Origin of the sequence: Caballeronia sp. AZ7_KS35 (genome assembly GCF_023631045.1) — a bacterium.
GTDB classification, from domain to species: Bacteria; Pseudomonadota; Gammaproteobacteria; order Burkholderiales; family Burkholderiaceae; genus Caballeronia; species Caballeronia zhejiangensis.
Window position 1 is genome coordinate 460238 of sequence record NZ_JALQDV010000003.1, and the last position, 9092, is coordinate 469329.

General features: G+C 64.3%; 9 protein-coding genes. 6 read left to right on the forward strand and 3 right to left on the reverse strand.

Annotation, left to right across the window (positions count from 1 at the left end; translation table 11 throughout):
• Positions 1-996 carry an aldo/keto reductase gene (locus NCT05_RS08305; protein WP_250502035.1) on the reverse strand — a complete coding sequence of 332 codons (996 nt, stop codon included), beginning with the start codon at positions 994-996 and terminating at the stop codon, positions 1-3.
• 40 nt (positions 997-1036) lie between these two features.
• Complete coding sequence (locus NCT05_RS08310; RefSeq protein WP_250439743.1) at positions 1037-2428, reverse strand: DHA2 family efflux MFS transporter permease subunit; 1392 nt, start codon at positions 2426-2428, stop codon at positions 1037-1039.
• Positions 2429-2581: 153 nt separating this feature from the next.
• Here NCT05_RS08310 and NCT05_RS08315 point away from each other — a divergent pair, with 153 nt between their 5' ends.
• Entirely contained in the window at positions 2582-3442 is an 861-nt protein-coding gene (locus tag NCT05_RS08315) for a LysR family transcriptional regulator (RefSeq protein ID WP_008349626.1), read from the forward strand.
• A gap of 113 nt (positions 3443-3555) precedes the next feature.
• A complete protein-coding gene (locus NCT05_RS08320; protein WP_250502036.1) occupies positions 3556-5214 on the forward strand; it encodes a tannase/feruloyl esterase family alpha/beta hydrolase in 1659 nt (552 codons plus the stop codon).
• Between the two features lie 18 nt (positions 5215-5232).
• On the opposite strand, the gene NCT05_RS08325 is transcribed toward NCT05_RS08320, so the two are convergent.
• Positions 5233-5631 carry a DUF2917 domain-containing protein gene (locus NCT05_RS08325; protein WP_250439749.1) on the reverse strand — a complete coding sequence of 133 codons (399 nt, stop codon included), beginning with the start codon at positions 5629-5631 and terminating at the stop codon, positions 5233-5235.
• A gap of 276 nt (positions 5632-5907) precedes the next feature.
• Here NCT05_RS08325 and NCT05_RS08330 point away from each other — a divergent pair, with 276 nt between their 5' ends.
• From NCT05_RS08330 to NCT05_RS08345, 4 genes are all read left to right on the forward strand, one after another.
• Complete coding sequence (locus NCT05_RS08330) at positions 5908-6261, forward strand: YciI family protein (protein ID WP_250502037.1); 354 nt, start codon at positions 5908-5910, stop codon at positions 6259-6261.
• Between the two features lie 77 nt (positions 6262-6338).
• The gene (locus NCT05_RS08335; protein ID WP_175982886.1) at positions 6339-6737 is read left to right on the forward strand and encodes a VOC family protein; all 399 of its coding nucleotides are present in this window, start codon (positions 6339-6341) and stop codon (positions 6735-6737) included.
• Positions 6734-8038, forward strand: a complete 1305-nt coding sequence (locus NCT05_RS08340) for an RNA polymerase sigma factor (protein WP_250434714.1) — start codon at positions 6734-6736, stop codon at positions 8036-8038. Before NCT05_RS08335 ends, NCT05_RS08340 begins: the two co-directional genes overlap by 4 nt.
• 174 nt (positions 8039-8212) lie before the next feature.
• On the forward strand, positions 8213-9092 hold an 880-nt coding region (locus NCT05_RS08345; protein WP_250502038.1), incomplete at its 3' end, for an ISNCY family transposase.

Below are 9092 nucleotides of genomic sequence, written 5' to 3' on the forward strand. Positions count from 1 at the left end.
TCAGCGCAACGCGTCGCCGAAGCGGTATTCGACCGTCGCTTCATCGAGCTTCGCCTTGATGTCGGGATCGATCGGCTGATCGACGGCCGCGAGCGTCTCGTTCAGCTGATCGGGCCGGCTCGCGCCGATGATCGCCGACGTCACCGCCGGATTCGCCAGCACCCACGCGAGCGCCGTGCTCGCGAGCGAGCGTCCGGTCGGCGCAACGATTCCCTTGATCGCTTCGATGGTGTGAAATTCGCGCTCGTGCCAGTACCGCTGCGTATACATCGCGCCTGCCTTGCCGACCGCGCCGGTGAAGCGTCCGTCGCTCGGGGCGGCGTCGTAGCGGTGCTTGCCCGTCAGCAGTCCGCCGGCGAGCGGGTTGTAGGGAATGACGGCGAGTCCTTCCTCGGTCGCGAGCGGCAGCAATTCGCGCTCGATCTGGCGAAAGAGCAGGTTGTAGCGCGGCTGCACGGAGACGAAACGCGCGGCGCGCAGCACATCCGAGCGGCCGAGCGCGCGCGCCAGCCGGTACGCCAGAAAATTCGACACGCCGATATAGCGCGCCTTGCCTTGCCGCACGATGGTATCGAGCGCTTCGAGCATCTCGTCGAGCGGCGTGTCGTGATCGTCGTTGTGAAGCTGATAGAGATCGACGTAATCGGTATCGAGCCGTTTAAGCGATGCATCGATCGCGTCGAGCAGATGCTTGCGCGATGCGCCCTTGTGCCACGCGAGCGGCCCCATTTCATGCACGGCCTTGGTCGCGAGAATGTAATGGTCGCGACGGCCTTTCAGCCAGCGGCCGACGATTTCCTCGGTGCGGCCCGCGAGATCGTGCCCGCTGCCGAGCGGATAGACGTTCGCCGTGTCGATGAAATTGACGCCCGCGTCCGCCGCCCGGTCCATGATGCTGCGCGACACGTCTTCCTCGGTCTGCAGGCCGAAGGTCATCGTGCCGAGGGTGAGACGCGAAACGGTGAGACCGGTATTGCCGAATTTGCGGTATTGCACGGTTGCGCTCCAAAGATCGGTTGGACGGACAGAATACTTGCTATGCCGCGCGCTTGCCCGCTGCGGCAGGCGCGGAGCGGCCCGGCGCGTCATCGAGATAGCGGAACACGACACCCGACAGCAACGTGACGACGCCCATGCACACGAAACTCAGCTTGAAGCCGGTCGCAGTCGAGAACGACCCCTCGAAGAGCTGCACGAGCGAGCCGCCGATCGACACGCCCAAACCGATCGCGAGCATCTGCACCATCGAGAAGAGGCTGTTGCCGCTGCCCGCGTCCTTGCTCGACAGGCCTTTCAACGTGACGCTGTTCATCGCGGCGAACTGCATCGAGTTGCACGCGCCGAACACGGCGAGAATCGCGATTTCGACGGCGAGCGGCAGCGTCGGCGAAAACAGCGCGAACGCGACGATCGACGCGCCCACGAGCGCCGTGTTCACGAGCAGGAACATGTCGTAGCCGTAACGCTTCACGAGCTGCGCGATCCAGCGCTTGCTGATCGTGCCGGCGATGGCGATCGGCAGCATCATCAGACCCGAATGCAGCGGGCTGTAGCCGAGTTCGAGCTGCATCAGAAGCGGCAGCAGAAACGGCACGGCGCTCGATCCGATCCGGCATAGCAGATTGCCGATCAGCCCGACGCTGAAGTTCGGCTCGCGAAAGAGCGCGAGCTGAAAGAGCGGATTGCGCTTCTTGCGCGCGTACGGAACATAAGCGAACGCCGACACGGCCGCGAGCGCGAACAGCGCCGCCGATACCGCGCCGCGATGCGTCTCGACCGGGCAATCGAGCGCGAGCGAGAACGACACCATGCACATCGAGAGCAAGCCGCAGCCGACGAAGTCGAAGGGCGGGGCGTCATGCACCGTGTCGTTCGGCAGGAAGCGCTGCACCGCGTACAGGCCGACCGCGCCGATCGGCACGTTGATCAGGAAGATCCAGTGCCACGAGAACGACTCGACGAACCAGCCGCCAAGCGTCGGGCCGAGAATCGGGCCGACCTGGCCGGCGACGGAGATCATCGCGAGCGCGGAAACGTAGGCTTCGCCCGACACGGCGCGCAATATGGCGAGACGCCCGATCGGCAGCAGCATCGAGCCGCCGACGCCCTGTAGCACGCGCGCGAGCACCAGTTGGTTCACCGAGTGCGCGTTCGCGCAGGCGAGCGAGCCGATTACGAACAGCGAAATGGACACCTGATAGACGCGGCGCGTGCCGAAGCGGTCGGCGAGCCAGCCCGATGCGGGTGTGAGCAGCGCCATCGTGAGCGTGTAGGCGACGACGATCGACTGCATCGCGAGCGGCGCGGCGTTCAGACTGCGCGCGATGGAAGGCAGCGCCGTGTTGACGATGGTCGTGTCGAGCGCCTGCATGAAAAAGCCCACGGCGACGATCCAGAGCAGTGCCGTGTGGGAGGAACCTTTGGTCATGTGGAAGCGGAGTTGCGGAGGGCCGCGCGCCCACGAAAGCCTTTTGAAAACAAGGTCGTTTGCGCGATATGTGAAATCTTAATGACTCCGCACGTCATCGGGAAGACCGCTAGCCGCATTGACTGTCATCGGAATATGCGATGACAATATCGCATGCTCAATCCAGTCTGGCTGACGACATTCGCGACGGTGGCCGCGTCGCACAGTTTCACCGACGCCGGGCGCCAGCTCGGGCTGCGGCAGTCGAGCGTGTCCGAGCATATTCGTCGCCTGGAGGAGAGCGTCGGGCGGCGGCTTTTCGTGCGCGATACGCATTCGCTCGCGCTCACCGCCGACGGCGAAGCGATGCTGGTCCACGCCCGCGTGATTCTGGAAGCGATGGCGCACGCGCAGTCGCAGTTCAGCTCGCCGCGGCTGCGCGGACGCGTGCGGCTCGGCTCATCGGACGATATCGCGCTCGGGCCGCTGCCGAGCGTGCTCGCGGCCTTTCGCGACACGCATCCCGATGTCGAGCTGGAGATTACGATCGGCATGACGGGACGGCTCTATCAGATGGTCGATGCGGGCGAGCTCGATCTCGCGGTCGGCAAGCGGCGTCTGGGCGATGCGCGCGGCATGCGGCTTTTTTCCGGCCGGCTCGAATGGCTCGCGAAGCCGGGAACGGTCGTCGATACGAAAGAGCCGCTGCCGCTCATTCTGGTCTCGGAGCCGAGCGTCACGCGCGGCGTCGTGCTCGATTCGCTCGCGATGTCCGGCGCAAGCTGGCAGATGGTCTGCACGAGCAGCAGCCACGCGGGCTGCATCGCCGCGGCGCGCGGCGGTCTCGGGCTGACGGTGCGCTCGCATTTCCTGGCGGCGCGCGGACTCGCGCCGCCGGTGAATCGCGCCGACTTGCCCGAATTGCCCGAAGTGGAATTCATCGCGTTCGGCGCCAAACATCTGAGCCGTCCGGCCGAAACCTTGCTACAGCTTCTGGAAAATAGCGATCTGCGCGGCGAATGGGACGGCGAATGACATGTGCGGGCAGGGCACCGGACGCGGCCCTGCAACGACCGGCAGACCCGAATGGCTATCTGCAAACTGTTCTTATATATTGTGCGGCGTTTGAAGTAGCCACCTTAAAAGACGTGCTTCGGTTCTTCCTTTTCTTCACTTCCGGTTTGCCCGGCATCCGTGCGCTTCTTGCGGCGATCGCGTTCGCCGCGTGCTCGAACGCCCACGCGGCGACCTATCTGACGAAACACTGCGCCGATCTCGAAGGGAAAACCGTGCCCGCGTCGATCATCGGCTTGCCGACGCGCGGCGCGACGATCGTTTCGGCATCGGTCGTCAAGGCGGCGGCGCTCGGCAACCGCAACGGCGAATACTGCCGCATTACCGGCTTCATCAGGGCGCTGCAGGACACGACGCCCGATATCCGCTTCGAAGTGAATCTGCCGAGCCGCTGGAACGGCCGCGCCCTGCAGATGGGCGGCGGCGGCTACAACGGCACCATCGTTTCCGGCACCGAGCCGATGTCCTTCGCCCCCGATTCGACGCCGCTCGCGCGCGGCTACGCGACCTTCGGCTCCGATTCGGGCCACGTCGGCAATTCGGGGCGCGCGGACTTCGCCGGCAACGACGAAGCCATCGTGAACTTCGGCTTCGGCCATCTGAAGAAAACCCGCGACGTCGCGCTCGCGCTGATCCAGATGGGCTACGGGCGGGCGCCCGAAAAGACCTATTTCGCGGGCGGCTCGACCGGCGGCCGCGAGGGCTTCACGGTGATCGAGCGGTTTCCGAACGACTACGACGGCGTCATCGCCAACGCGCCCGCCATCAACTTTTCCGGCGTGCGGCTGATGGGCGTGAAGATCGGCCAGGCGTCGTATGCGAAGCCGGGCGGCTTCGTCGGCCTTGCGCAGCAGCGGCGCGTCTTCGAGACCGTCGTGCACGATTGCGACCGGCTCGACGGCGCGGCGGACGGGATCGTCAGCAATGTCGAGGCGTGCAGGAAACTGGAGCCGCAGATCATCGCGTCGCTGCGTTGCGAGAACGGACAGCGGCCTTCCTTGCGCGACAGTTGTCTGTCGGACGCGCAGATCGACACGCTCGAGACCCTGCGCGACGGCGTCACCTTGCCGTATCCGCTCGCGTATGACGTCAGCGCCTATCCGGGCTACAACGTGTTTCAGGGCGTGGACTTCTCCGGCGCGCTCGGCCTCGGCGATTCGCCGACGCTGCTCAATCCGCCGACGTTCGCCGCGAACGGCTATCTGTTCGCCCAAGGCGATGCCTATATCCGCCACTTCGTCACGCGCGATCTCGCGTTCAGCTCGCTCACGTTCGACGTCGACACGCCCGGGCGCTTCAAGCAGCGCCTCGTCACGCTCGCGTACACCGTCGGCGCGATGAACCCGGATTTCACCGCGTTCATCGCGCATGGCGGCAAGCTCATCGCGATGCACGGCCTCGCCGACGAAGTCATCAGCCCGAATCAGACGATCGCGTTTTATCGCGGGCTCGTCGATCGTTACGGAAAGGACAGCGTCGATGCGTTCATGCGGCTCTACATGGTGCCGGGATTCCAGCACGGCAACGGCGTGTTCATCCCCGCGTGGGACGAGCTCGGCGCGCTCGACGACTGGGTGAGCAACGGCATCGCGCCGGAGACGCTCATTGGCAGCGACATCGCGCCCGCCACCAACGGACGCACGCGGCCGATGTGCCGTTATCCGAACTATCCGCGCTATATGGGCAAGGGCAGCATCAACGTCGCGGCGAGCTTCCGTTGCGTCGAGCCGTGAGCATCGGCATCGGCATCGTCAGAATGCGTTGGCGTGCCGGTCCGACATGCGCGGCCAGTATCTCGCCAGCCAGCGCGACACGAGTCCGCGCTTCGCGACGCGATACGACGTGAGCGACACCTCGATCGGCTGATCGCTCTCGGACGTGAGCCACACACGCTCGCCGCGCGCGAGACGCACGACATCGCCGGGCTTCATCCAGTAATCGTACGGATCGCGATGACGCGTCAGCCAGATCGACGGCGCCGCCGCATCGCCGATGCGCAGTTCGGCGTCGCGCGTGAGCCGCCACGACACCATCTGATGCGGATGCACTTCGACAAAGACCACGACGCGCGCGCCCGATGCAGCAAGGCGCCCGGAAGCGACGCCGTGGCCGACGCCATGACGCGCGAAAACTTGCGATACCTTTTCCATCTCTGCTCTCCATGATGTGAGCCGAAGACGGAACCTTGCACGCAGAAACAAGAAGGCCCCGTCTTGCGGCGGGGCCTTCGGAATCTGTCTGCTTGCTTTTCTGCTAGCGCACACGCTGTCCCGATGACCCGCCACGGATGGCGTTCATGCGGTTTTTAATCGCGGCGGTGGAGAAAAGGATGGCTGCGTGCATGTGTCGCAGTATCGATGGGCATGTTCGTGTTTGTCAATATCGAGATAGACTTGAACGCATCAAAAAACATTCGGAGGCTCGTCGTGGCTTATCTGCTACTCGTCGTGGAACCGGTCGAACAGCGTGGCCAGCGCACGGAAGAAGAGGGGCGCGAGGCGTATCGCCAGATGGGCGAATTCGCGGAAGGACTGAAGGCGCGCGGCGTGCTGCGCGCGGTCGAATCGCTGACATCGCTCAGGGATGCGGCGCGCGTCAGCGCAACGAACGGCGATCCGCGCGTCATCGACGGACCGTTCGCCGAAGCTAAGGAGATGATTGGCGGCTTTTTTGTGATCGATTGCGAAACGCGCGCCGAAGCGGTCGCGATCGCGGCCGAATGTCCGGCAGCGAAATGGTGCACCGTCGAAGTCCGAAAAGTCGGCCCTTGCTATACCTGACACGCGCTTCGTGTCGATTTTCCTGCGCGCCGTTCGTCGTGGTATTGAAAACAGCGATCAACCCGGAGACCGCCGCCATGCACAAACAAATTTTCGTGAACCTTCCCGTTCGCGATCTCAAGCGTTCGATGACGTTTTTCAAGGCACTGGGCCTGAGCTTCGATCCGGCGTTCACGAATGACGACGCCGCGTGCCTCGTCATCGGCGAAAACATTTACGCGATGCTGCTCGTCGAAACGTTCTTCCAGACTTTCACCGAAAAACCGATCGTCGATGCCCACGCGAGCACCGAAGCGCTCGTGTGCCTGTCGTGCGAGAGCAGGGCGGAAGTCGACGATCTGGTTGCGAAAGCCATCGCCGCGGGCGGACGTGCGCCGCGCGCGCCGCAGGATCACGGCTTCATGTACGGCCACGGATTCGAAGATCTCGACGGCCATATCTGGGAGCTCGTGCACATGGATCCGGAAGCGGCGTGAGCGGGCGCGCGAAACGGGACAGCACGCCGGACGATGCCGCCCGGCGCGCCATCGACGCGGTGTGGCGCATCGAGTCCGCGAAGGTGATCGCGAGCGTGGCGCGCGTCGTGCGCGACGTCGCGCTTGCCGAGGAACTGGCGCAGGACGCGTTCGTCGCCGCGCTGGAACACTGGAGCCAACCGGGCGTGGGCGTGCCCGAGAAGCCGGGAGCGTGGCTCATGACGACAGCGAAGAACAAGGCGCTCGACCGTCTGCGGCAACACGCGCTGCACGCGCGCAAGCACGAAGAATACGGACGCGATCTCGACGCGCGGGAAGCGCATATCACGCCCGATTTCGTCGATGCGCTCGATGCCGCGCGCGAGGACGACATCGGCGACGATCTGCTGCGGCTCATCTTCACGGCGTGTCATCCGGTGCTGTCCGTCGATGCCCGCGCCGCGCTGACGCTGCGCCTGATCGGCGGACTCACGACGGATGAAATCGCGCGTGCGTTTCTCGTGCCGGAGCCGACGATCGCGCAACGTATCGTGCGCGCGAAGCGCACGCTGTCGGCCGCCCGCGTGCCGTTCGAGGTACCGAAAGCCGATGCGCGCGCCGCGCGGCTCGGATCGGTGCTCGAAGTCATCTATCTGATTTTCAACGAAGGCTATTCGGCGACCGCCGGCGACGACTGGATGCGACCGGCGTTGTGCGAAGACGCGCTCAGGCTCGGGCGCATCCTCGCGGAGCTGACGCCGGATGAGAGCGAGGTTCACGGGCTCGTCGCGCTGATGGAGATTCAGGCGTCGCGGACCAAGGCGCGCGTCGACCGGGAAGGCCGTCCGGTGCTGTTGCCCGATCAGGACCGCAGCCGCTGGGATCCGCTTCTGATCCGGCGCGGGCTTGCCGCGCTGGAGCGATCCGAAGCGCTGGGCGGTGCGCGCGGCGTGTATGCGTTGCAGGCGGCGCTCGCGGCGTGCCATGCGCGCGCGCCGAGCGCCGCCGACACCGACTGGCCGATGATCGTCGCGCTCTACGACGCGCTGATGCAGACTGCGCCGACGCCTGTCGTCGAACTGAATCGCGCGGTCGCCGTGAGCATGGCGTACGGGCCGGAAGCCGCGCTGCCGATCGTCGACACGCTCGCCGACGCACCCGCGCTCAAGAGCTATCACTGGCTGCCGAGCGTGCGGGCGGATCTGCTCGCGAAGCTCGGGCGCAAGAACGAGGCGCGCGCGGAATTCGAGCGCGCGGCTTCGCTGACGAAGAACGGGCGGGAACGTGCGTTTCTGCTGGAGCGGGCTGGCGAGATGGGATGAGACTGTGAGAGATGGGCTTCGTCCAATCGCGTCATTGATTTAACATAAGACAAATTATCGGCGTTTTTGATGTAGGAGCAACATGAGAATGTCGTGTTCTAGCAAGATACAAATGTCGTGTTTTTGCGACCACTGGCAAGCTGGCGACTGACTGCACCACTGCAGGAGCCGTCCATGAAGCCAGCAACGTTGGTGACATTGAACATGCGCGAACTCGACCGTCTGAAGGTCATCCAAGCCGTGGTGAATATGGGACTCAAACCCGGTCGAGCCGCAGAGCGTCTCGGCGTGACGGTACGCCAAGTCGAGCGGCTGGTGTGGCGATATCGCGAGTCGGGCGCGGCGGGCCTTACATCACGCAAACGGAACAAGCCGGGCAATCGGAAGCTTGACGAAGGCTTGGCCTTACGTGCGCTGACCCTTATTCGCGAGCGCTACTTGGATTTCGGACCGACGCTGGCATGCGAGAAGCTGCGTGAATGCCATGGCCTCGTGCTGTCGAAGGAAACCGTGCGGCACCTGATGACGGATGCCGGCCTTTGGGTGCCGCGCAAGCAACGTCCGCCGAAGGTCTACCAGCCGCGTGCCCGACGAGCCTGTTTCGGTGAACTCGTACAAATCGACGGCAGCGATCATTACTGGTTTGAAGACCGGGGACCCGCCTGCTCACTGCTGGTCTTTGTCGACGACGCGACGAGCCGGTTGATGCACTTGCACTTCGCACCGACCGAATCGACTTTCAGTTATTTCGAGGCGACGCGCGCGTATCTCGAACGCCACGGTAAGCCGGTGGCATTCTATAGCGACCGCGCGAGCGTGTTCTACGTCCACAAGCGCGAGGAGACGGCGGGCAAAGGCGTCACCCAGTTTGGTCGTGCAATGTACGAGCTCAACATCGACACATTTTGCGCCAACAGCAGCCCCGCCAAGGGACGCGTCGAACGGGCTCATCTGACGCTGCAGGATCGCCTGGTGAAGGAGCTGCGTTTGCGTGATATCAGCACCATTGCAGCTGCAAACGCGTTTGCCTGCGTTTTCATGGCGGCCTATAACG

Bases quoted from the DNA above. Each gene is read 5' to 3' on its own strand.
- NCT05_RS08310 (WP_250439743.1), bottom strand. From the start codon at position 2,428: ATGACCAAAGGTTCCTCCCACACGGCACTGCTCTGGATCGTCGCCGTG.
- NCT05_RS08315 (WP_008349626.1), top strand. From the start codon at position 2,582: ATGCTCAATCCAGTCTGGCTGACGACATTCGCGACGGTGGCCGCGTCG.
- NCT05_RS08325 (WP_250439749.1), bottom strand. From the start codon at position 5,631: ATGGAAAAGGTATCGCAAGTTTTCGCGCGTCATGGCGTCGGCCACGGC.
- NCT05_RS08335 (WP_175982886.1), top strand. From the start codon at position 6,339: ATGCACAAACAAATTTTCGTGAACCTTCCCGTTCGCGATCTCAAGCGT.